General features: G+C 72.3%; 20 protein-coding genes. 10 read left to right on the top strand and 10 right to left on the bottom strand.

Going from position 1 to position 20,627, the window contains the following annotated elements; all coding sequences use genetic code 11:
- The 3 genes from J5X75_RS04715 to J5X75_RS04705 are packed head-to-tail and all read left to right on the top strand — an operon-like array spanning window position 1 to window position 1,987.
- The gene (locus tag J5X75_RS04715; RefSeq protein ID WP_208466026.1) at window positions 1-636 is read left to right on the top strand and encodes an acyl-CoA dehydrogenase family protein; all 636 of its coding nucleotides are present in this window, start codon (window positions 1-3) and stop codon (window positions 634-636) included.
- Window positions 633-1,508, top strand: coding sequence for a TIGR03619 family F420-dependent LLM class oxidoreductase (locus J5X75_RS04710; protein WP_208466025.1), 876 nt, complete (start codon window positions 633-635; stop codon window positions 1,506-1,508). Before J5X75_RS04715 ends, J5X75_RS04710 begins: the two co-directional genes overlap by 4 nt.
- A gap of 23 nt (window positions 1,509-1,531) precedes the next feature.
- Window positions 1,532-1,987 (top strand): hypothetical protein, encoded by a 456-nt coding sequence (locus J5X75_RS04705; protein ID WP_208466024.1) that lies wholly within the window; start codon window positions 1,532-1,534, stop codon window positions 1,985-1,987.
- A 168-nt stretch (window positions 1,988-2,155) separates the two neighbouring features.
- On the opposite strand, the gene J5X75_RS04700 is transcribed toward J5X75_RS04705, so the two are convergent.
- Both J5X75_RS04700 and J5X75_RS04695 read right to left on the bottom strand, forming a co-directional pair.
- Window positions 2,156-2,923 (bottom strand): alpha/beta fold hydrolase, encoded by a 768-nt coding sequence (locus tag J5X75_RS04700; protein ID WP_208466023.1) that lies wholly within the window; start codon window positions 2,921-2,923, stop codon window positions 2,156-2,158.
- Window positions 2,924-2,942: 19 nt separating this feature from the next.
- Complete coding sequence (locus tag J5X75_RS04695) at window positions 2,943-3,614, bottom strand: DUF4097 family beta strand repeat-containing protein (RefSeq protein ID WP_208466022.1); 672 nt, start codon at window positions 3,612-3,614, stop codon at window positions 2,943-2,945.
- 227 nt (window positions 3,615-3,841) lie between these two features.
- Here J5X75_RS04695 and J5X75_RS46365 point away from each other — a divergent pair, with 227 nt between their 5' ends.
- On the top strand, window positions 3,842-4,603 hold the full coding sequence (locus tag J5X75_RS46365) for a GbsR/MarR family transcriptional regulator (RefSeq protein ID WP_208466021.1): 762 nt from the start codon (window positions 3,842-3,844) through the stop codon (window positions 4,601-4,603).
- Here J5X75_RS46365 and J5X75_RS04685 read toward each other — a convergent pair.
- Both J5X75_RS04685 and J5X75_RS04680 read right to left on the bottom strand, forming a co-directional pair.
- Window positions 4,537-5,241: a response regulator gene (locus J5X75_RS04685; RefSeq protein ID WP_208466020.1), complete on the bottom strand. Its 705-nt coding sequence runs from the start codon at window positions 5,239-5,241 to the stop codon at window positions 4,537-4,539. The genes J5X75_RS46365 and J5X75_RS04685 overlap by 67 nt on opposite strands.
- Entirely contained in the window at window positions 5,238-6,392 is a 1,155-nt protein-coding gene (locus J5X75_RS04680; protein ID WP_307797922.1) for a sensor histidine kinase, read from the bottom strand. The genes J5X75_RS04685 and J5X75_RS04680 overlap by 4 nt, the downstream gene beginning before the upstream one ends.
- A 121-nt stretch (window positions 6,393-6,513) precedes the next feature.
- Here J5X75_RS04680 and J5X75_RS04675 point away from each other — a divergent pair, with 121 nt between their 5' ends.
- Together J5X75_RS04675 and J5X75_RS04670 are read left to right on the top strand one after the other, a co-directional pair.
- Entirely contained in the window at window positions 6,514-7,185 is a 672-nt protein-coding gene (locus tag J5X75_RS04675) for an ABC transporter ATP-binding protein (protein WP_208466019.1), read from the top strand.
- Window positions 7,182-9,401: an ABC transporter permease gene (locus tag J5X75_RS04670; RefSeq protein ID WP_208466018.1), complete on the top strand. Its 2,220-nt coding sequence runs from the start codon at window positions 7,182-7,184 to the stop codon at window positions 9,399-9,401. Before J5X75_RS04675 ends, J5X75_RS04670 begins: the two co-directional genes overlap by 4 nt.
- Window positions 9,402-9,559: 158 nt before the next feature.
- Here the strand turns inward: J5X75_RS04670 and J5X75_RS04665 are convergent, their stop codons facing one another.
- On the bottom strand, window positions 9,560-10,048 hold the full coding sequence (locus tag J5X75_RS04665) for a hypothetical protein (RefSeq protein ID WP_208466017.1): 489 nt from the start codon (window positions 10,046-10,048) through the stop codon (window positions 9,560-9,562).
- Window positions 10,049-10,150: 102 nt separating this feature from the next.
- On the opposite strand from J5X75_RS04665, the gene J5X75_RS04660 reads away from it, so the two are divergent.
- Window positions 10,151-11,014: an AraC family transcriptional regulator gene (locus J5X75_RS04660; protein ID WP_208466016.1), complete on the top strand. Its 864-nt coding sequence runs from the start codon at window positions 10,151-10,153 to the stop codon at window positions 11,012-11,014.
- Window positions 11,015-11,021: 7 nt separating this feature from the next.
- Here J5X75_RS04660 and J5X75_RS04655 read toward each other — a convergent pair whose 3' ends face one another.
- The 3 genes from J5X75_RS04655 to J5X75_RS04645 are packed head-to-tail and all read right to left on the bottom strand — an operon-like array spanning window position 11,022 to window position 14,048.
- Window positions 11,022-12,149 (bottom strand): sulfotransferase family protein, encoded by a 1,128-nt coding sequence (locus tag J5X75_RS04655; protein WP_208466015.1) that lies wholly within the window; start codon window positions 12,147-12,149, stop codon window positions 11,022-11,024.
- Window positions 12,146-12,913 (bottom strand): SDR family oxidoreductase, encoded by a 768-nt coding sequence (locus tag J5X75_RS04650; RefSeq protein ID WP_208466014.1) that lies wholly within the window; start codon window positions 12,911-12,913, stop codon window positions 12,146-12,148. The genes J5X75_RS04655 and J5X75_RS04650 overlap by 4 nt, the downstream gene beginning before the upstream one ends.
- A gap of 4 nt (window positions 12,914-12,917) precedes the next feature.
- The gene (locus J5X75_RS04645) at window positions 12,918-14,048 is read right to left on the bottom strand and encodes a hypothetical protein (RefSeq protein WP_208466013.1); all 1,131 of its coding nucleotides are present in this window, start codon (window positions 14,046-14,048) and stop codon (window positions 12,918-12,920) included.
- 80 nt (window positions 14,049-14,128) lie between these two features.
- On the opposite strand from J5X75_RS04645, the gene J5X75_RS04640 reads away from it, so the two are divergent.
- Both J5X75_RS04640 and J5X75_RS45860 read left to right on the top strand, forming a co-directional pair.
- Window positions 14,129-15,109 (top strand): alcohol dehydrogenase catalytic domain-containing protein, encoded by a 981-nt coding sequence (locus tag J5X75_RS04640; RefSeq protein WP_238487299.1) that lies wholly within the window; start codon window positions 14,129-14,131, stop codon window positions 15,107-15,109.
- A gap of 269 nt (window positions 15,110-15,378) precedes the next feature.
- On the top strand, window positions 15,379-16,896 hold the full coding sequence (locus J5X75_RS45860) for a TROVE domain-containing protein (RefSeq protein WP_307797921.1): 1,518 nt from the start codon (window positions 15,379-15,381) through the stop codon (window positions 16,894-16,896).
- On the opposite strand, the gene J5X75_RS04630 is transcribed toward J5X75_RS45860, so the two are convergent.
- Window positions 16,890-17,495, bottom strand: a complete 606-nt coding sequence (locus J5X75_RS04630) for a hypothetical protein (protein WP_208466012.1) — start codon at window positions 17,493-17,495, stop codon at window positions 16,890-16,892. The genes J5X75_RS45860 and J5X75_RS04630 overlap by 7 nt on opposite strands.
- 83 nt (window positions 17,496-17,578) lie before the next feature.
- Here J5X75_RS04630 and J5X75_RS04625 point away from each other — a divergent pair, with 83 nt between their 5' ends.
- Window positions 17,579-19,465, top strand: coding sequence for an ABC transporter ATP-binding protein (locus tag J5X75_RS04625; protein ID WP_208466011.1), 1,887 nt, complete (start codon window positions 17,579-17,581; stop codon window positions 19,463-19,465).
- On the opposite strand, the gene J5X75_RS04620 is transcribed toward J5X75_RS04625, so the two are convergent.
- On the bottom strand, window positions 19,428-19,916 hold the full coding sequence (locus tag J5X75_RS04620) for a hypothetical protein (protein WP_208466010.1): 489 nt from the start codon (window positions 19,914-19,916) through the stop codon (window positions 19,428-19,430). The genes J5X75_RS04625 and J5X75_RS04620 overlap by 38 nt on opposite strands.
- Window positions 19,917-20,627 lie beyond the last annotated feature (711 nt).

Here is a 20,627-nt window from a genome sequence, read left to right as displayed (position 1 = left end):
GTGGACTTCGAGTTGAGCGACGAGGCGCGGGAGCTGGCCGGGCTGACCCGGGCCCTGTGCGAGTCCGGCCGTCCACTGTGGCCGGCCCTGGAGGAGGCCGGGGTGCTGGCGGCGGTACTGCCGAAAGAGGCCGGCGGTGAGGGTTACGGGCTGCCCGAGCAGTGCGCCGTCCTCATCGAGCTGGGGCGGCACGCGGCCGACGTTCCCCACCTGGAGGAGATCGTGGGGGCCGCCCGGATCATCGGGACCGCCGCCCACCAGCTCGGCGTCGTCGAACGGGCCCTGGAGATGACCGCCGAGTACGCCCGCACCCGCGTCCAGTTCGGCCGCCCGATCGGCGCGTTCCAGGCGGTGTCGCAGCGGCTCGCCGACGCGTGGATCGACGTGGAGGCGCTACGGCTGGCGCTGTGGCAGGCGGTGTGCCGGCCGGAACCCGCCGAGGTGGCGACCGCCGGATTCTGGGCCGCCGAGGCCGGGCACCGGGTGCTGCACACCGCGGTCCACGTGCACGGCGGCGTCGGCCTCGACATGGACTATCCGCTGCACCGGTACTTCCTGGCCGCCGAGGCGAACGAGTTCTCGCTCGGCGGCGCCACCGCACAGCTCGTGACGCTCGCCGAGGAGATGCTGCCGTGAAGTTCACGCTGGGAATCGCACTGAGCCCGCTGGACCAGCTGACCGAGCTGGCCCGGGCCGCCGAGGAATGCGGGTTCGACTCGATCGCGCTGCCGGACTCGCTGTTCTTCTCCGAGCAGGTGTCGGCGGCGTACCCGTACACCCCGGACGGCAGCCGCTTCTGGGATTCGCACACCCCGTGGCCGGATCCGATGGTCGCGGCCGGGGCGATGGGCGCGGTGACCAGCCGCATCCGCTTCTACACGCAGGTGCTCAAACTCGACCCGCGCAATCCGCTGCTGCTGGCCCGGCAGATCGGTACGGTCGCGGCGCTCACCGGCGACCGTTTCGGCCTCGGGGTGGGGCTCGGCTGGTCGCCGGAGGAGTCGCTGTGGTGCGGGGCGCCGTTCCGGGACCGGGGCGCCCGCGCCGACGAGGCGATCGAGGTGCTGCGGCTGATCCTGGGCGGCGGCATGGTCGCGTACGAGGGGAAGCACTTCTCGTTCGGCAAGCTCCAGATGAGCCCGGCGCCCCGCGAGCCGGTCCCGATCTACATCGGCGGGCACTCCGAGCCGGCGCTGCGCCGCGCCGCCCGGACCGGCGACGGCTGGTCGTCGGCGATGATGCGTTTCGACGACCTGCGCGACACGATCGGCCGCCTGCACCGGCTGCGGGAGTCGTTCGGCCGGGCGGGCACCCCGTTCGAGATCCAGGCCGTCTGCATCGACCGGCACGGTCTGGACGGCTTCCGGCAGCAGGCGGAGATCGGCGTGACCGACGCGATCGTCATGCCGTGGCGCCGCCTCGACGCGCCCGTCCAGGAGAAACGCGACGCCCTGCGCCGCTTCGCCGAGAAGTTCATCGAGCCGCTGAAATCCACTGTCGCCGGCTGATCCGGCCCGCTAGCGTCGGCCGGGTGACCGATGTGCCGTTCCTCGCCGACGGGCCCGCGCCCGGCGCCGACCTGAGCCTGTTCGGCCGCTTCACCGGCTCGTGGGCGCTCGACTGCACGGAGTGGGAGCCGGACGGCTCCACCACGGTCCGCCGCGGCGAGTGGCATTTCGGCTACGCCCTCGGCGGCCACGCCACCACCGACGTGTGGATCCTGCCCGGCGTCGAACACGGCGTCAGCGTCCGCTTCCCCGACCCGTCGGCCGGCCCGGGCGCCTGGCGCTCCACCTGGATCGGCCCGGGCCGCCGCCGCGTGCACAGCTTCATCGCCACACCCACCCCCGACGGCATCGTCCTCGACGGCGGCGACCTCCGCTGGACCTTCTCCGGCCTGGAGCCGGCCACGTTCCGCTGGCGCAACGAGGCCCGGACCCCCGATGGCTGGCGCTTGCAGCAGACCTTCCACGTCTGGCGCGTCTGAAAACCCCTTTCCGGTACGCGTTACGCGGTCCCGTTCCTTCCGGACCGTTCCGCCCTGCCGCGCGAGCCGACTGCCCACTCCGGCCTGTGCCGCGCCCGCCGGGCTGAGATCGGTGGCCCGAAACAGCTCCGGGAGCCGGCCGATTCTGCACGGCCGGCTCCCAGAGGTTCATCGGGCGATCTCGCGGACCGCGGCGGCGATCGCGGCGTGGTCCTTGCGCAGGATGGCGCCGTGGTTGCTGGTGACCTTGGCGTGGATGGTGATGTTCGGGTTGCGGGTGGTGACGGTGTCGAGGTTGGCGCGGATCCGTTCCTGCTCGTCGCCGCGGCTGCCGAACGAGGCACCGGAGGCGATCACGTAGCGGGTCGGGACCGTGATGGCGTCGAGCACCGGGCCCAGCGTCTTCTCCTCACCGATCCGGCCGAGTTCGATGTTGCTCTCGGCCTGCTGGGCGGCGGTCAGGCGGGGCATCAGCCCGAACGGGCGCAGCACCGGGCTGATCCAGCGGAGCCGGCGGAACAGGGTGCGGATCCGCTCCTCGGTGACCTCGTCCAGCCAGTCGTAGGGCATGGCGCCGTCGACCAGGACCGCGCCGATGGTGCGCTCCGGGTTGCGGCTGGCCCAGTAGGCGGCGGCGTACGCGCCGTAGGACCAGCCGACCAGCAGTGCCCGGTCCACGCCCCGGTCGGTGAGGACGACGTCGATGTCGCGGACCACGGTCTCGAAGGAGTAGTCCGCGGAGGTGCCCGATTTTCGGCCGCGTCCGCGCTCGTCGTAGGTGATGTGCCGGAAGCCGGGGCCCAGGTCGGCGATGACCCGGCGCCAGTATCCCTGGGTGGCGAACTGTCCGTTGAGGTAGACCACCGGGATCCCGGGGCCGCCGGTGTCGGTGAAGGCGAGTGCGGTGTCGTCGATGTCGATCATTCCGGTGGTCATCTGGTTCTCGCTTTCGTGGTCAGAGGCTGCGGGCGGTGATGTCGCCGTGGGAGGTGGTGGCGTGGATGGTGAGGGCGGCCGCGGCGCCCTCGCTGTTGAGCAGGGTGTTGTGGACGCGGCCGTAGCCGGTGCCGGCGTCGAGGGTGGCGGAGACACCGGGGGCGGCGCCGATGGTCACGTCACCCATCTGGGCGCGCAGCACGACCGTGCCGCCGGTGGCCTCGACGACGGTGATGTCGCCCTTCTGGGTGTTGATCTCGGCCGAGCCGGTGAGCCGGCCGATGGTGACGTCGGCGCCGAGGGCGTCGACGGTCAGGCTGCCCGCCTCGTCGATCTTGACGGTGCCGTGCAGGCCGGTGGCGGCGACGTCGCCGAGCCGGCCGACCCCGCGGAACTCGGCGGCGCCCGTGGTCGCCTCGACCCGCGAGCCGGCCGGCACCTGGAGGGTGACCTCGACGGTGCCGGACGGGCCGAACAGCTGGTTCTTGTCGGCCGGGCCGGTGACGCGTAGGACGCCGTCGGTGAACGCGACGGTGGTGTTCTGGGCGGCTTCGACGTCGCGGGTCTTGCCCGGGTCGATCGGCCGGACCTCGACGGTGGCGTCGGTGCGGTCGGCGGCGATGACCTGGATGCGGCCGGCGGGGATGTTCACCACGGCGGTGACGGCGGTGGTGGTGGCGTACTTCTGCATCGTGTTCTCCTGGTGAGCTCGTTGTTTCCGATGCAGGAAACGCTACGTTGCGTTCATGGATCTGGCAACAAGCTTGTTGCACTGGAGTCGCGAAGAAGCTGGTCACTGCCCCTATTTCGTTGCAACGGGCGTGCAGTTAATGCAATGAATATCTTGCCATGCGTTGCAATAGGGTGGGCTGAACGCTACGCTGGCGGACGTCAGTAGAGCTTCGGAGGGAGATCGCGGTGCCGGGCGGCAGACTCACCCAGCAGGAACGTCAGCAGATCGCGCTCGGGCTGGCCGACAGCCTGGCGTATGCGGAGATCGCCCGGCGTCTCGACCGGCCCACCTCGACGATCACGCGTGAGGTGATGCGCAACGGCGGGCCCACCGGCTACCGCGCCGACCTGGCGCACCGGGCCACCGAGCGCCGCGCCCACCGCCGCGGCCCGGCGGCGCCGCGCGCGCAGGGCACACCCGCGGCCCCGCACGGGCGTGACGCCGAGGCGGTCCGGGAGTTCGGTGAGACCATGACCACCCTGTTCATGCACCAGGGCCTGCCCACGATGGTGGCCCGGGTGCTGACCTGCCTGTTCATCACCGACGAGGGCAGTCTCACGGCGTCCGAGCTGGTCCAGCAGCTCCAGGTGAGCCCGGCCTCGGTGTCCAAGGCCGTCGGGTTCCTGGAGGAGCAGGGCCTGATCCGCCGCACCCGCGACGAGCGCCGCCGGGAGCGCTACTTCGTCGACGGTGGGGTGTGGTACCAGTCGACCGTCGCCAGCGCCCACGGTGTGGCCCGGGTGGCGGAGACCGCGCGGCAGGGCGTCGCCGTCCTCGGCGCGGGCACCCCGGCCGCCGTCCGGTTGGAGAACATCGCCCGGTTCAGCGAATTCATCAGCGAGAGCATGCTGCGGGCCGCCGAGCAGGTCCGCGACATCCTCTACACCCGGCCCGAGGAGCCGCGGCCCGAGGAGCCGCCGCCCGGGGTGACCAGCCCGGTCTCGTAGGCCGCGACCACCGCCTGCACCCGGTCCCGCAGCTGGAGTTTGGTCAGGATCCGGGTGATGTGGGTCTTCACCGTGGCCTCGCTCAGGTGCAGCGCGGTGGCCAGTTCCGGGTTGCTCAGGCCACCGGCCAGCAACACCAGGACCTCCCGCTCGCGTGGGGTGAGGGTGGCCATGTCGCGGTGCAGGGCGGAGTGGCCGGGCTCGACCCGCGCGAACCGCTCGACCAGGCGCCGGGTGATCGCCGGCGCGAGCAGGGCGTCACCGGAGCGGACCAGCCGGACCGCATGGATGAGGTGGTCCGGCGTGACGTCCTTGAGCAGGAATCCGCTGGCGCCGGCGGTGAGCGCCGCATAGACGTACCGGTCGAGGTCGAAGGTGGTGAGGATGACGACCCGGATCGGCTCGCCCTCGGTGGTGACCGGCGCGCCGGCCAGGATCCGGCGGGTCGCCTCCAGGCCGTCCATCTCCGGCATGCGGATGTCCATCAGCACCACGTCGGGCCGGTGGCTGCGGGTGGCGGCGATCGCCTCCACACCGTTGGCGGCGTGCCCGGCGACCTCGATTCCGGCCGACGCCAGGATCATCGTGAAACCGGTCCGCACCAGCGCCTGATCGTCGGCGATCACCACCCGGGTCATGAGGTCGCACCCTGCACGAACGGGACCCGGGCCGCCACCCGGAAGCCGCCGTCCGGGCGCCGTCCGGTCTCCAGGACGCCGTCGTAGACGCGGAGCCGTTCGGCCAGGCCGAGCAGCCCGGTGCCGGCGCCGGGCTCACCGGGGTGTGCGGCCGGCTCGTTGACGATTTCGACGAGCAGGGTGCCGTCCGCGCCGGACACGGTGACGGTGGTGTCCGCGCCGGGGGCGTGGCGCATCGCGTTGGTCAGCGCCTCCTGCACGACCCGGTAGACGGTCAGGCCGAGTCCGTGCGGAAGGGCGCCGACCGTACAGGTCAGGGTGACCGGCTGCCCGGCGTTGCGCACCCCGTCGACCAGGCCCGCCAGCGACTCCAGGCCCGGCTGTGGTTCCAGGAGGCCATCGTCCGGGTTGAGTACGCCAAGCAGGTGCCGCAACTCGGCCATGGTCTCCCGGCCGCCGTTCTCGATGGCGGTGAGCGCGCCCCGGGCCAGTTCCGGATCCTGGTCGAGGACCTTCCCGGCCGCGCCGGCCTGGATGGTCATGACGCTGACGTGATGGCTCACCACGTCGTGCAGTTCGCGGGCGATGCGGGCGCGTTCCTCGGCGACGGCCAGCCGGGTGGCGGTGCGCTGTTCGCGTTCCAGGGCCTCGGCGCGCTGTTCGGAGGCCAGGGCGCGGCTGCGGGCGGCGCGGATGGCCAGGCCGAGCAGGCCGATCGGCACCAGGATGACGAAGACGCCGGCCCAGCCGGGCACCCGGGGCCAGGTCTCGTCCCGGGTGGCGGCGGTAGCCACACCGGCGATCAGCAGCACGCCCATCGACAGCGCGACCGAGCGGCCGTGCAGGGCCACCGCGTACGCCCCGATCAGCAAGGCCGACAGGTTGGCCAGGTTGCCCTCGATGTCGATGGCGAGCATGGCCGCGAACTGGATCGCGAAGCAGGCGACCGGCCAGCGCCGCCGGACCAGCAGCGGAGCCGTGACCAGCAGGTTGAGGATGGCCGGCGTCTCCGGCTCGGGGGTCGGGAAGGTCCCGCCGCCGGGGACGTCGAACCGCAGCGGCGCGGGCCCGTCCGGCACGTCGCCGGTGAGCATGATCGCGGCGACGGTGAGCACCGCGACCAGGATGCCGTCGAGCCATTTCTCCCGCACGGAGCCATTCTGCCGCCGCCGGTCACCGGGCCACATCGATCACGCCGCCTACATCGCTCGGATGACCCGTCGATCGCGTGCCCGATGTACCGGGTCGCCGCGGCTCCTAGCGTCGACACCCATGACCGATCTGATCCGCCTGAGCGCGGTGTCCAAACGGTACGAGCAGACCGGCCCGCCGGCGCTCGACGGCGTCGATCTGACCGTCGCCGCGGGTGAGGCGGTGGCCGTGATGGGACCGTCCGGCAGCGGTAAGTCCACGCTGCTCAACCTGGTCGCCGGGCTGGACCGGCCGACCTCCGGCGACGTCGAGGTGGCCGGTACGGCCCTGACCCGGCTGTCCGAGAAGGCGCTGGCCCGGTTCCGCCGGTCCGGAATCGGGATCGTGTTCCAGTTCTTCCACCTGATCGACGATCTGACCGCCCGGGACAACGTGCTGGTGCCCGCCGATCTGGCCGGCACCGGACGGCGGGCGGCGCGGGCCCGGGCCACCGAACTGCTGGAGTCACTCGGGTTGGCCGGGCGAGCCGGCGCCTACCCGGCGCAGCTGTCCGGTGGGGAGCGGCAGCGGGTGGCGATCGCCCGGGCGCTGATCAACCGGCCGCCGCTGCTGCTGGCCGACGAGCCCACCGGGGCGGTCGACGCGGCCACCGGCGAGCAGGTGGCCGAACTGCTGCGGGAACTGAACCGGAACGGTCAGACGGTGCTGCTGGTGACCCATGACGCCGACCTGGCGAAACGCTGCGCCACCCGTACGATCGAGGTCCGCGACGGCCGGGTGAGCGGAGCATGACCGCGGTGTGGCAGGCGGCGCTGGCCGGCGCCCGCCGGCGCCGTTCGCAGAGTCTCGTGGTGTTTGTCGTCGTCCTGCTGTCCGCGGCGACCACGCTGCTGGCCGCCGCCCTGCTGATCGCCTCGGACGCGCCGTTCGACCGGGCGTTCACCCGGCAGAACGGCGCCCATCTCAACGCCGTCTTCGCACCGTCGGCGACCGTGTTCGACGATCCCGCCGTGACCGCGAAGGCCGGGCCGTACCCGGTCGTCGAGGCCACCCTGTCGAAGGGCCGTCAGCAGCGGCCGCCCGGTGTGGTCGCCGGCCGCTCCGAGCAGAGCCCGGCCGTGGACCGGCTGGAACTGACCGCCGGGCGGTGGCTCACCGGGCCCGGCCAGATCGTCCTCTCCCCGATCACCGCCGGCACCACCTGGAAGGTCGGCGACCGGGTGACGGTCCGCGACGTCGACGTCGAGGTGGTCGGCATCGCCTCCTCGGTCACCGCGACCGCGGCCGCCTGGGTGTGGCCCGGGCAGACCGACGTGCTCGGTGGCGCCGAGCAGCAGCTGTTGTACCGGCTCGCCGACCCGTCGGTGACCCCGGATCTGCCCGGCCTGACCGGCTCGACCCGCTACCAGCTGGTCAAGTTGCAGGTCGAGGGCCGGCTCAAGCCGATGGTGCCGTTCGTGGTGGCGTTCGCCGTGCTCGGGCTGGTGATGTCCACGCTGATCGTGGTCAACGTGGTGGCCGGCGCGGTGGTCGCCGGGTACCGGGTGATCGGCGTCCGCAAGGCGCTCGGTTTCACGCCGGGGCAGGTGGTCGCCGCGTACGCCGGGCAGATCCTGCTGATCGCGGTCCCCGCCTGCGTGCTCGGCGTCGCCGGGGGCCGGCTGTTGTCGATTCCGCTGCTGGCCGGGGCGAACACGGCGTACACGGTGATCGCCGCACCGACCGTGCCGTGGTGGGCCGACGTGCTCGTGCTGGCCGGGCTGACGCTGCTGACCGGGCTGGCCGCGGCCGGGCCCGCGCTGCGCGCCGGACGGCTCTCCGCGACCCGGGCGATCACGGTGGGCCGGGCACCGCGCGGCGGCCACGGCTTCCGGATCCGCCGGGCACTGGCCGCCCTGCCCCTCCCTCGGCCGATCACTTTCGGACTGGCGAGCCCGTTCACCCGCCCTGCCCGAACCGCCGTGACGATGGTGGCGATCCTGCTCGGCGTCACCACCGTGGTGTTCGCGGCCGGGCTATCGACGTCGCTGACCGAACTGGCCGCGGCCGGCAACCGGGTCGAACAGGCGCCGGTGCTGGTCGCCGTCGTCGGGCGGCCTCCGCGGGAGGAGGCGGTCCGGGCCCTGATCGAGGCTCAGCCGAAAACCGCCGCGGTCACCGCGGCCCGCGAGACCGAGGCGCGGGTGCCGGGTTCCGGCCTGCCGCTGCGCATCCGCGCCTACGACGGCGACGCGTCATGGACCGGGTATCCGCTGCTCAGCGGGCGCTGGTATGCGGAACCCGGCGAGGCGGTAGCCGGCGCGCGCCTGCTGAGCAGCTTCGGCGTACGGGTCGGTGACGAACTCACGGTCGACACCCCGGGTGGCCGCACGACGGTACGCATCGTCGGCGAGGCGTTCAGCAACGGATCCACCGCCGTCATGATCATGGATGCGGCCGGTCTCGGCGGCTCGCTCGTATGGCACGGCTTCGAGGTGAGCGTCACGCCCGGCACGGATCCGCACGCCTACGCCGAAACGCTGAACACGGCCCTGGGCGAGGCCGGACACGCCCAGGTCAGCGCGGACAGCCAGGAGAACGAGGTCGTCACCGCGATGCTCGCGCTGATCGCCACCCTCACCCTGCTGCTCACCGCGGTCGCCGGGCTCGGCGTCCTGAACACGGTCGTCCTGGAGACCCGGGAACGCGTCCACGAGATCGGCGTCCTCAAGACCCTCGGCATGACGCCGGGCCAGGTGCGGCTCATGGTGATCAGCTCGATGCTGCTGATCGGTGCGGTCGGGGGCGCGCTGGCCGTACCGCTCGGGCGCCTCCTGCACGCCTGGAGTCTGCCGATCATGGGCGAGGCGGCCGGGCTCACCCTGCCGCCTGCGGTCCTGGCCGTCTATCGCCCGGCCGAGCTGGTCGCCCTGGGGGCCGCGGGCATCCTGCTGGCCGCGATCGGCGCGCTGCTCCCGGCTGGTTGGGCGGCTCGCTCTCGCGCGTCCACAGCGCTCCGCGCCGAATGACCCCATTTCCGGTACGGGCTGCCCGAACCCGCCGTACCAGACCCGCGAGGCGGGTGGGTGGCCCGGACCATGCCACGCCCACCGGGCGTGACCGTCGGATCCAGCCGACCCCCAGAAGCCCCCGGCTGGCTGGTGCTTTTCGGTCGCGGGTGGATCGGTCAGGCGTCGCCGTAGGGGTCGTGGGCCCAGGTGAGGACGCGGTCGACGTCGGTACGGGTCCAGCCGATCGCCGGGTCGATGGAGACGAGCAGGGTGGGCGCCGGGCGGGCGGCGGCCCAGCGCAGCCCGGCCGCCGTGTGGTTGTCGTCGATCCAGGCGACCGGCCGGTCCCCGGCGACCAGGTCGACCGCCGGGACCTTGAGCTCCGGCTCGAACGGGACCGGCGGGAACTCGACGTAGGGCAGCGGGCCGAGGCCGAGGCACGGCAGGTAGAGCTCGTTGGCGTAGTCTCCCCAGCCGGTGGCCCACCACAGCTCCCCGGCGGCGGCCAGTTCGCGGATCCAGTCGCCGTGCTCCGGGCAGTAGCGCACCGGCTCCTCGCCCTCGAACAGCACCCGCTCCCGGTGGCCGTCCGGGCAGACCGGCGCGGCGAACGGGTTCAGCACCCCGTCGAGGTCGAGCAGAAGCAGCGGCGACTTTCGATCCACGGTCCCGACCCTAGCCCTCCCGGCGGATGATCGGATCGGGCGCGAACGATCGGGCGCGCGGGGCCCGGGAGCGGCCAGTCTTGAGGGCGGAAGGAGGACCTCGTGATCGCAGCGCTGAACCGTCTCACCGAACTGGTGGAGGAGCCCGGTGACCTGGACGTCGCCACCGTGGCGAAGACGCTCGGCACCACCGAGTACCACCTACGCCGGATGTTCTCGTCGCTGGCCGGGATGCCGCTGTCGGAGTACGTGCGCCGGCGCCGGATGACCGTGGCGGCCGCCGAGGTGATCCGTGGCGAGAAGGATCTGCTGGGCATCGCGGTCCGGTACGGCTACGGCTCGACCGAGGCGTTCGGCCGGGCGTTCCGGGCGGTGCACGGCGCCGGCCCCGGTGACGTACGCCGTGACGGTGGTCCTCTCCGCACACAACCGCAGCTCAGGTTCCGCCTGACCGTCGAAGGGAGCACCCCCATGGAAACCCGTATCGTCGACCGCCCCGCGTTCCGTCTGGTCGGCCACGCCGCCCGCGTCCCGCTGATCCACTCCGGTGTCAACCCGCACATCCAGCAGCACATCGCCGGGCTGCCACTGACCGAGCACCAGCGGCTCAAGGATCTCAGCGACACCGAGCCGGCCGGGTTGTTGCAGGTCACCGACGACGTGAGCCCGGACGCCGCGGAGGGCACCGAGTTGACCTACCTGCACGGCGCCGCGATCGCCGCGGGCACCACGCCGCCGGACGACCTGGACGCCATCGCGGTGCCGGCCGGCCGCTGGGCGGTGTTCCGCACGTCGGGGCCCTACCCGGAGGCGTTGCAGACGGCGTGGGCGGCGACCGCGACCGAGTGGTTCCCGTCGAACCCGTGGCGGCTGCGGCCGGGCCCGTCGATCGTCTCCATCTTGGAGCGGGCGGACGATTTCAGCACCGCCACCTGCGAACTCTGGATGCCGGTGGAACCCGCCTGACGAAAGCCTAGGCGAACGCACGGTCGACGTCGCCGGGGGTCAGGCCGAAATCGGACAACTGGTAGGTGTGCGCGGGCTTGCCCGTACCCCGCATGGTCTGCTCCTGGAAGGAGGCCATCGCGGCGCGCGCCGGACCGGTGAGCCGGACCCCCAGGCGATCGTAGATCGTCTCGACGGTGCGCTGCGGGGACGCGACGAAGTCCTCGTAGCGCACGTCGATGAAGCGCCCGGGATCGTGCCGGGCCCGGTCGGCGCGGAATCGCCGTAGCCCGCGCGACCAGAGTTCCAGCTGTGCTTTTCCGGCCACCGCGCCGTCGAAGACCGTGGACCAGCCGGCCGAGGCGCGGGTGTTGAGGCTGCACACCGAGGCGATCGCGGTCCGCGGATCCCGGTGTGTCTGGATGATTGTGGCGTCCGGATAGACGCTGAGCAGGGCGTCCAGCGCGAACAGGTGGCTGGGGTTCTTCAGCACCCAGCGCCGATCGGGGTCGTTGAGGCCGATCAGCTGGAGGTTGCGGCGGTGTCTGCGGTAGGCGGGCGTCCAATCATGGTCGGACAGCCAGCGGGAGTAGGACGGAATGTAGGCGGTGCATTCGAACGACACCGAGGTCATCGACTGGCAGAGCAGCCGCCAGCACTCCTCCACCTGATCGGGTCTCATGTGGTGCACGCCGTCCAGCCCGGCGCTCCGGTAGGCCTCACGCAGAGCGACGAAGATCGGGTCGTCCGGCCACGTCTCGCGGGGCGGGCGCGGCTGCGGGACCTCGGTGAGCCACAGCTCGGGGCCCTGGTGGGCGGGGTCGGCGGCGAGCATCCGGTGCAGCGCGGTGGTGCCGGTGCGCGGCAGGCCGGTGACGAACACCGGGTTCGGCAGTTTCACGCCGGCATGCTCGGGAAATCGCCGCCACGCGGCTTCCGCCAGGAGGCGGGAGATCAGCGAGGCGCGCAACAGGCCGCGGGTCCGCTTGCTGCCGTCCGGGGTCAGGCCTGCCTCTTCGGCGTACGCGGTGAGCAGCACCGACAGCGCGGACCGATGATCGTCGCCGGCGCCGAAGTCGTCGAGCCCGGTCAGTCTGGCCGCCGAGGCGTGCAGGTCGTCGACCGTGCCGACGTCGGTGCGTGCGCTGGTGTTCACCAGTGGAACTCCCCGCAGTTGACGTCGAGGCACGCTCCGGTGACGCCGCGGGCCAGATCGGAGGCGAGGAACAGGATCGCGTCAGCGACCTCGTCGGGTTCCGGAAGGCGGCGCAGGTCGGTGCCGGCCGCGACCTCCTCGTAGATCTGCCGGGCCGGGACGCCGCGCTGGGCGGCCTGGAACTCGAACCAGGCGCGCAGCGTGTCCGCCCAGATCCAGCCGGGGGCGACCGAGTTGACCCGGACGCCGTGGGGGCCGAGTTCGCTGGCCAGATTCTGCGCCGCCGCGAGCAGGGCCGCCTTGGTGAGCCGGTAGGGCCCGAACGGGCGCCGCGAATGCCGCAGCACCGCCGAGTTGACGACCACGATGGAACCCCGCGTCTCGATCAACGCCGGCGCGACCAGGCGGATCGTACGGATCGCGGCCAGGACGTTGATCTCGAAGCACTCCCCCGTCTCGTCCAGGCCGACCTTGCGGAGGCTGCGCATCGGCGGCATCACGAACGCGTTGTGCACCAGGGTGTCGATCCGGCCGAACTCTGCCAGGGACCGCTCGATCAGCCTCTGGACGGCCGCGTCGTCGGTGAGGTCGGTGGGCACCGCCAGCGCACGGCCGCCGATCTTGGCGGCCACCTCGTTCAGCGTCGACGCGGTGCGGGCGGCGAGCACGACGTCGGCGCCCTGGTGCGCGGCGCGGAGGGCGATCGCCTGGCCGAGGCCGGGGCCGACGCCGGCGACCAGCACCACCCGGCCGTCGAGGAGCATCGGCTCAGCCCAGCATCCGGGCCGCGACCGCGGCCTGCCGGGCGGCGATCCGTTCCCGCCACGCCTGCGGGCCGACCGGCCGGTGATGCGGCAGCTGTTTGGGCAGGTCGTCGACGGCCATGATGTCGACCCGGGGCCCGTCCTCGCCGGTGAGCTCGCGGGACAGCCGCTGCCAGCGCAGTTGCACGTAGCCGCGGCGGTGGCCGAGACGTTCCAGCCAGTTGGCGACGCCCGGGTTCCGTTCGCTCACCACGTACCGGATCATGCCGTCCGGGTCGATTCTCGCCTGGTCGCGGGTGAGGCTGGTCTGGTGGTTGATGTAGTCCAGCGAGACGTACCACATGCTGCCGAGCTGGATGCCCTGGTAGGGGGCGTCGCTGGCCGGGACGGTGATCACCATGGCCTGGTCGTCGTCCAGCTCGTAGTGGCCGGCCGAGGAGAACTGGGTGGTCAGGCCGCCGGGCGTGGAGCGGGGCGGGGTGAGCGTGTTGACCGGCAGGTTCAGGTAGAACCGCTCGGCGAACGCGAGGAAGGTGCGCAGGCGGCTGATCAGGATCTTGCCGGCCACGCCGTACCGCTTGGTGAGGCCGTCCAGGGTGGGCGGTGGTGGGGCCGCACCGATCCGGTCGGCGCGCTGGATGCGCAGCATCCCGGGCCGCTCGCTCGCCCAGTCGCTGAAGACCTCGCGGACCACCAGCATCCCGGCGCCGGGCAGGCCGGGGCCGAGGAACAGCCGGAAGGAGCCGTCCGGCTCGGTGCGGATCTCCCGGTCGTCGAAGGCGGCGGTGCTGCCCGGCACGGTGATCGGTGAGTAGTCGCCGTCGAGGATCTGGAAGCTCAGGTCGACGGTGCTGCCGCGCTGCCCGGTGACCACGTACTCGGCGTCGTCGCGCAGCCAGGCGTGGAAGTAGAGGGTGTCCGGGTTGTCCAGGCCCATCTTCGTGTACGGCCCGGTGGAGCGGACGAAGTAGGGGAAGTCGCGCTCATAGGCCCAGGCCATCTGCACCGAGGCGCGGATGCTGCCGGCCAGGTAGTCGTAGCCCTCGACGAGATCCTGCTCGTCACGGACGTGCGGGGCCGTGGTGATGACCCTCTCGGCCTCCTGGATCGCTTCCGCGAACGGTGTAGTCAGCACGCCTTCGACGATAGAACTCGTTCTAGTTTTTGGTCAATGCACGTTGACTCGGCGCGGCAACCGGTTCCACCCTGGACGGCATGCGCGCGTATCGGATGACCGAGTGGGGCGCTCCGCCACGGGCCACCACCGTGCCGGACCCCTCACCCGGGCCCGGCGAGGTGCTGGTCAAGGTCGCCGGGTGCGGGCTGTGCCGGTCCGACCTGACCATGCGGCGGATCCCCGCGGCCGCCGGGGACGCGCTCGGCTGGCGGATGCCGTTCACGCTCGGGCACGAGACCGCCGGATGGCGGGTGGACACCGGGGAGCCGGTGGCGCTCGTGTCGCCGTCGTCGTGCGGGACGTGCCGCTACTGCGTGCGCGGGCAGGAGAGCGGGTGCCCGTACGGGCTGGCCGGGCGCGGCTACGGCCGGGACGGCGGGCTGGCCGATCACGTGCTGGTCGACGATCCACGGGCGCTGCTGCCGCTGGGGTCGCTGGACCCGCGGCACGCCGGGCCGCTCACCGACGCCGGGGCCACCGCCTATCACGCGGTGCGGCGGGCGCTGCCCCGGATCGGGCCGGGCGGCACGGCGGTGGTGGTGGGCGCGGGTGGGCTGGGGGCTTTCGCGGTGCAGTTCCTGCGGGTGCTCACGGCGGCTTCGGTGGTGGCGGTGGACTCGTCCCCGGCCCGCCTGTCGTTCGCCCAGGAGATCGGTGCCCACGCCACCCTCGCCAGCTTGTCCGATTTATCAGATATAGACGTCGTGCTGGATTTCGTCGGCACCGACGAGACGATCACCGCCGGCATCGCCGCGGTGCGGACCGGCGGCGCCTTCGGCCTGATCGGCTCGGCCGGCGGCCGGCTCACCGGCCCGTGGTTCTCGTCGCTGCCCCGCGACGGCGAGGTGTTCACCTTCCAGGGCTCGACCATCGCCGACGCCCAGGAGGTGATCGCCCTCGCCGGGGCCGGCCTGATCCGCAACCAGGTGGAGGAATTCGGCTTCACCGACATCGACGAGGCCTACACGAAATTGGCCGCCGGAGACCTCACCGGCCGTGCCGTCATCGTCCTCGAATAATTCGGATGAACGCCGCCGGGGATCTTTGCTAATTTCTTCGCACGCGCCTCCCGGTGCCGGTCCGGCCAGGGAGGAATGGCAGGTCCGGATGCGGGCGCCCGGTGCGAAGGTGTCGGGTACTTCGAATCTTAATCGAGTGGTCGCGGGTTCGAATCCCGCTCCCCCGACTCTCCTCGGGGGATAGCTCAGCGGTAGAGCACTAACGTTTCCGCCGCCGATTCTGATCTCGGGCGCCCGTTTCCGGACCTGTATTTCGAGGGGAGTTCTCCGTGGCCACGTTCAACGCCGTCGAAGCCCGCCGGCGGGTGCTCACCCACGAGGGCGCTCCAGGCGTCACGCGGAGCCCGAAGAACGAGCTGTTCCTGCTGGCGGTGGCGAACATGGCCGGCGAGAACACGTTCTACGAGGCCGCCGGCGATCGGGACCTCCGGTTCGCCGCGCTGGTCCGTACGCTCGCCGTCCAGGATCCGGTGTGGACCCTCGCGTTCCTGGGCTGGCTGCGCGGCGCCGCCAACATGCGATCCGCCTCCCTCGCCGGCGCGGCCGAGGCATCCCGCGCCCTGCTCGACGCGGGCCTCCCCGGCGGGCGCCGGATGATCGACGCGGTGCTCCAGCGGGCCGATGAGCCCGGCGAGCTGCTCGCGTACTGGACCTCGCGGTACGGCCGGGCCGTCCCGAAGCCGGTGAAGCGTGGCATCGCCGACGCCGCCGAGCGTCTCTACACCGAATTCTCGCTGCTGAAGTACGACACGGCGAGCAAGGGATTCCGGTTCGCCGACGTCATCGACCTGGCGCACCCGTCCGCGTCCTCGCCCGCGCAGGGCGAGCTGTACCGGCACGCCCTCGACCGCCGTCACGACCGCCCGTTCGCCCCCGCGGCGAGCCTCGAGATGATCGTCCGGAACGCGGCGCTGCGCGCCCGGGCCGCCGCCGACCCGTCCGTGCTGCTCGACACCGCGGCCCTACGGGACGCCGGGATGACCTGGGAGGACGCGCTGTCGCTGGCCGGCTCGCGGGTTAGCAAGGCCGAGCTGTGGACTGCCCTCATCCCGACCATGGGTTATATGGCGCTGCTGCGGAACCTGCGGAATTTCGACGACGCGGGGGTGGACGACGAGGTCGCGGCGCGAGTGGCGGCACGGCTGGCCGACCAGGGGCAGGTGGCGCGAAGCCGGCAGTTCCCGTTCCGGTTCCTCGCGGCGTACCGTGCCGCGCCGTCGCTGCGGTGGGGCCACGCGCTCGACCGGGCGCTGACCGCGTCGCTGGCCAACGTCCCGGCGCTGCCCGGCCGTACGCTGGTGCTGGTGGACCGGTCCGGGTCGATGTTCCACGGGACGTCGAAGCGGACCCGGCTCACCCACGCGGACGCGGCGGCGGTCTTCGGCACCGCGGTGGCCATGCGCAACCCCGGCCGGGTCGACCTCGTCGAGTTCGGCAGCGACTCCAAGCCGGTCACGGTACGCAAGGGCGAGTCGCTCCTGCGGGTCGTCGACCGGTTCGGGAATCTGGGCGGCACCAACACGCTCCAGGCGGTGCGGCGGTGGTACAGCGGCCACGACCGGGTCCTGATCGTCACCGACGAGCAGGCGCATCCGTACCAGACGAATCCGGGCTCGGCAGTCCCGCACGACGTGCCGCTCTACACCTGGAACCTGGTCGGCTACCGGGCCGGTCACGGGAGGTCCGGGCCGAACCGGCACGTCTTCGGTGGCCTCACCGACGCGGCGTTCCGCATGGTGCCGCTGGTGGAGGCCGGCGTCCGCGGCGCCTGGCCCTGGAACTACTGACGGCCCTCTCCGCTGTCGGGTGAGCGACGGGCCGCCTCCGCGAACGGCACCGCCACCATCGCGGGCGCGACCAGGGAGAGGGTCGACCCGTCCCCGAAGCCCAGCGTGAGCGTGCCCTCCGGGTCGCCGGCATCGACCGCGGCCAGGAGGGCGCGCGGGCACTGCCAGTGCAGCTCCAGCCGGGGCAGCGGCGCGGGCTCGGCCCGGCCCAGCAATCGGCGGCCGGCCAGCCGCAGGCGGGCGCCCCGCTCCGGAGGACCGGCGTCCGGCGGCTCGTCGACCGCACCGAACAGCAGCAGGCGGCCCCCGGTCAGGGCGAGCGCCGCCGCGGCGGCGGGTTCCGGCAGGCGCCGGTCCATCTCGGCGGCGGTTCCCGTCAGCGCGCGGGGTGGGCTCGCCGTCGGGCCGGCGCCGCCGAAGCCGAGCAGCCCCTCCGGCGCGCCCTCCCACCGGGTGATCCGGGCGATCGTCGACAGACCGGACTCCCGGGCCACCCACAGCGCGGCGCGGAGCGTCTCGCCCGCGTCCAGATGCTCGCCGACCCGCAGCCGCAGTTCGCTCTGCCGCGCCACCGGGTCGGCCCGTCGCATGAAGATCACTCCGAAATCTTGTCGTACCCCCGGCGCATCATCGACGGAAACCGGGTTGACCTCAACCTCAGGTCAGGTGGGAGGTTCGAGTCATGAGCATGGAATTCGCGGCCTGGAACGCGATGTATCACCAGATGAACCAGCGCGAGGACAAGCGCCCGTTCTCCCGCGCCACGTTACGGCGCATCCTGGCCCTGGCCCGGCCACACCGGCGCAAACTCGCCGGCTTCCTGCTGCTCAGCGTGGTCACGGCGATCCTCGCGGTGGCCGTCCCGGTGATCGCCGGTCAGGTGGTCGACGCCATCGTGGAGGGCCGGGAGTATCGCCTGGTCCTCTCCCTGGCCGTGGCGATCGCGGTGATCGCGCTGCTGGAGGCGGGTCTCGGCCTGGTGCAGCGGTGGTTCTCGGCGCGGATCGGCGAGGGCCTGATCCTGGATCTGCGGACCATGGTGTTCGACCACGTGCAGCGGATGCCGGTGGCGTTCTTCACCCGCACCCGGACGGGGGCGCTGGTCAGCCGGCTCAACAACGACGTGATCGGGGCACAGCACGCGTTCAGCGAGACGCTGTCCGGTGTGGTCGGCAACCTGGTGGGGCTGGCGCTCACGCTGGTCGTCATGGTCGGGCTGTCCTGGCAGATCACCCTGCTGTCGTTGCTGCTGCTGCCGGTGTTCGTGCTGCCGGCCCGGCGGGTCGGCGGGCGGCTGGCCGGACTGGAGCGGGAGGCCGCCGAGCACAACGCGGCGATGAACACGCAGATGACCGAGCGGTTCTCGGCGCCCGGGGCGACACTGGTCAAGCTCTACGGCAACCCGTCGGCCGAGTCGGCCGAGTTCGCGGCACGGGCCCGCCGGGTGCGGGACATCGGCGTGCGCACGGCGATGGCCCAATGGACGTTCCTGACCGCGCTCACGTCGGTGTCGGCGGTGGCGATCGCGCTGGTCTACGGACTGGGCGGCTTCTACGCGCTGCGCGGCTCCCTCGACCCGGGCGCCGTGGTGGCGCTGGCCATCCTGCTCACGCGGCTGTATTCACCTCTCACCTCGCTGGCCAGCGCCCGGGTCGAGGTGATGAGCGCCCTGGTCAGCTTCGAGCGGGTCTTCGAGGTGCTCGACCTGAAACCGCTGATCGAGGAGAAGCCGGACGCCCGCCCGGTGCCGGACGGGCCGGTCGCGGTCGAGTTCGACGACGTGCGATTCGCGTACCCGTCGGCCGACAAGGTGTCGCTGGCCTCCCTGGAGGAGGTGGCGACGCTGGACACCCGCGGCGGCGAGGAGGTGCTGCACGGCATCTCGTTCCGGGCCGAGCCGGGGCAGATGGTGGCGCTGGTCGGGTCGTCCGGGGCCGGCAAGTCCACGATGGCGAGCCTGCTGCCACGGCTGTACGACGCCGGTTCCGGCGCGGTCCGGCTCGGCGGGGTCGACGTGCGGGACCTGAGCGCCACCTCGCTGCGGCAGGCGCTCGGCATGGTCACGCAGGACGGTCACCTGTTCCACGAGTCGGTGCGCGCCAACCTGATGCTGGCCCGTCCGTCGGCCACCGAGGAGGACCTGTGGGACGTGTTACGCCGCGCCCACATCGCCGACCTGATCGAGTCGCTGCCGGACGGGCTGGACACGGTCATCGGCGAGCGCGGCTACCGGCTCTCCGGCGGGGAGCGGCAGCGGCTCACCATCGCCCGGCTGCTGCTGGCCCGGCCCCGGGTGGTGGTGCTCGACGAGGCGACCGCCCACCTGGACTCGACGTCCGAGGCGGCGGTGCAGGCGGCGCTCGGCGAGGCGCTGTCCGGGCGTACCGCGGTGGTGATCGCCCACCGGTTGTCCACGGTCCGGGCGGCCGACCAGATCCTGGTCGTCGAGGAGGGGCGGGTCGTCGAGCGGGGCACCCATCCGGAGCTGCTCGCCGCCGGTGGGCGTTACGAGCAGCTGTACCGGACGCAGTTCAGTGAAGGCCAGCCGCCCGCCGTAGCGCGGGGGTGATCAGCCTGCGGGCCACTGCCGGGTCGCCGCTGTCGGTCTCCCAGCCGGCATCGGCGACCAGCACCACGGCCCGGCCCTTACGAGCGACCACGAGGTAGGTGTGATGGGTGATCCACTTGTCGACGTGCTCGAAGGTGTCGCTGTACCGCAGCAGCAGCGAGTCCGGGCCGGCGACACCGGTGGCCTCGATCCGCCAGGCGGTACCCTCGCAGACCTTCAGGACGTCACGGAGTTCGCGCAGGTAGCGGCGCGCCTCACCGCGGCGGTAGACGCCGACGTACTCCATCACCGCGATCGGCGCCCGGTCGACGTCGATCACCGCGGTGACGGCACGCTCGGCTTTGGCCTCCGGGTAGTCACCCTCGCACGGCTGAGGTGGGCGCAGCCGCACCCAGCTGTCACGGTCCACCGCGAGCGGGGCGACACCGCCCAGGTCGTCGGGCCCGAGCATGGCCCCGTCCGGAATCGGGCCCGCTGGTGAAGTGGCGGGCCCGCCCACAGACCCGCGACCCCCGTCAGGATCAGGCACAGACCCGTGCCCACCATCGGGACCGGGCACAGACCCGTGGCCACCGCCGGGCACAGATCCGATCCCGCCCCCAGGCAAAGATCCGTGACCGCCGCGAGGCACAGATCCGTGACCGCCGCCGGGCACAGATCCGTGGGTGTTGGCACCGCCGGACACGGGGCCGGTCGCGCCGCCGTGCCCGGCCGCCGAGCCGGACTGGGCGCGGATCCGAGCGGCCTGCCGCCATCGCGCCTCGCGGGTCATCCAGTCGGGAATGTCGGCGGGCCCATCACCCTCCGGCCGCTGCACGGCGACCAGGCCCGGTGGGGCTTCGACCGGAACGCCTTCCCCGAATCCGGCGGGCCGGGCCGAGGCCGGCACAGCCGGCACAGTGGTCACACACAGAACGGCCACGAACAGGGCAAGCGATCTCCGAATGGTCTGCATGTCAGCTCCAACGAGCGACGACGGTTACCGCTTCTCATCATCCGCCGGCCCTTCGGCGTCAGCCGCCTTTCCGCCCGCCCCGGCCGAAAACTCACCCCACCGGCGGAGTCCGGCCGATCAACACCATTTCCGGTACGGCGTTCCCCGCCCCGCCGAACACCGACCGTCCCGAAGCACCCCGCGAGCCGAGCGAAACGCGCAGTCGTG

This window comes from Actinoplanes flavus (assembly GCF_017592555.1).
Lineage (GTDB): Bacteria > Actinomycetota > Actinomycetes > Mycobacteriales > Micromonosporaceae > Actinoplanes > Actinoplanes flavus.
Note: the sequence above shows the minus strand (reverse complement) of the source record. Positions and strands in the feature narration are given on the sequence as shown.

Coding starts and splice junctions, on each gene's coding strand:
- J5X75_RS04695 (WP_208466022.1), bottom strand. CDS start 3,614: ATGCAGAAGTACGCCACCACCACCGCCGTCACCGCCGTGGTGAACATC.
- J5X75_RS04625 (WP_208466011.1), top strand. CDS start 17,579: ATGAGCATGGAATTCGCGGCCTGGAACGCGATGTATCACCAGATGAAC.
- J5X75_RS04700 (WP_208466023.1), bottom strand. CDS start 2,923: ATGACCACCGGAATGATCGACATCGACGACACCGCACTCGCCTTCACC.
- J5X75_RS04685 (WP_208466020.1), bottom strand. CDS start 5,241: ATGACCCGGGTGGTGATCGCCGACGATCAGGCGCTGGTGCGGACCGGT.
- J5X75_RS04650 (WP_208466014.1), bottom strand. CDS start 12,913: ATGCTCCTCGACGGCCGGGTGGTGCTGGTCGCCGGCGTCGGCCCCGGC.
- J5X75_RS04675 (WP_208466019.1), top strand. CDS start 6,514: ATGACCGATCTGATCCGCCTGAGCGCGGTGTCCAAACGGTACGAGCAG.
- J5X75_RS04640 (WP_238487299.1), top strand. CDS start 14,129: ATGCGCGCGTATCGGATGACCGAGTGGGGCGCTCCGCCACGGGCCACC.
- J5X75_RS04620 (WP_208466010.1), bottom strand. CDS start 19,916: ATGCTCGGGCCCGACGACCTGGGCGGTGTCGCCCCGCTCGCGGTGGAC.
- J5X75_RS04670 (WP_208466018.1), top strand. CDS start 7,182: ATGACCGCGGTGTGGCAGGCGGCGCTGGCCGGCGCCCGCCGGCGCCGT.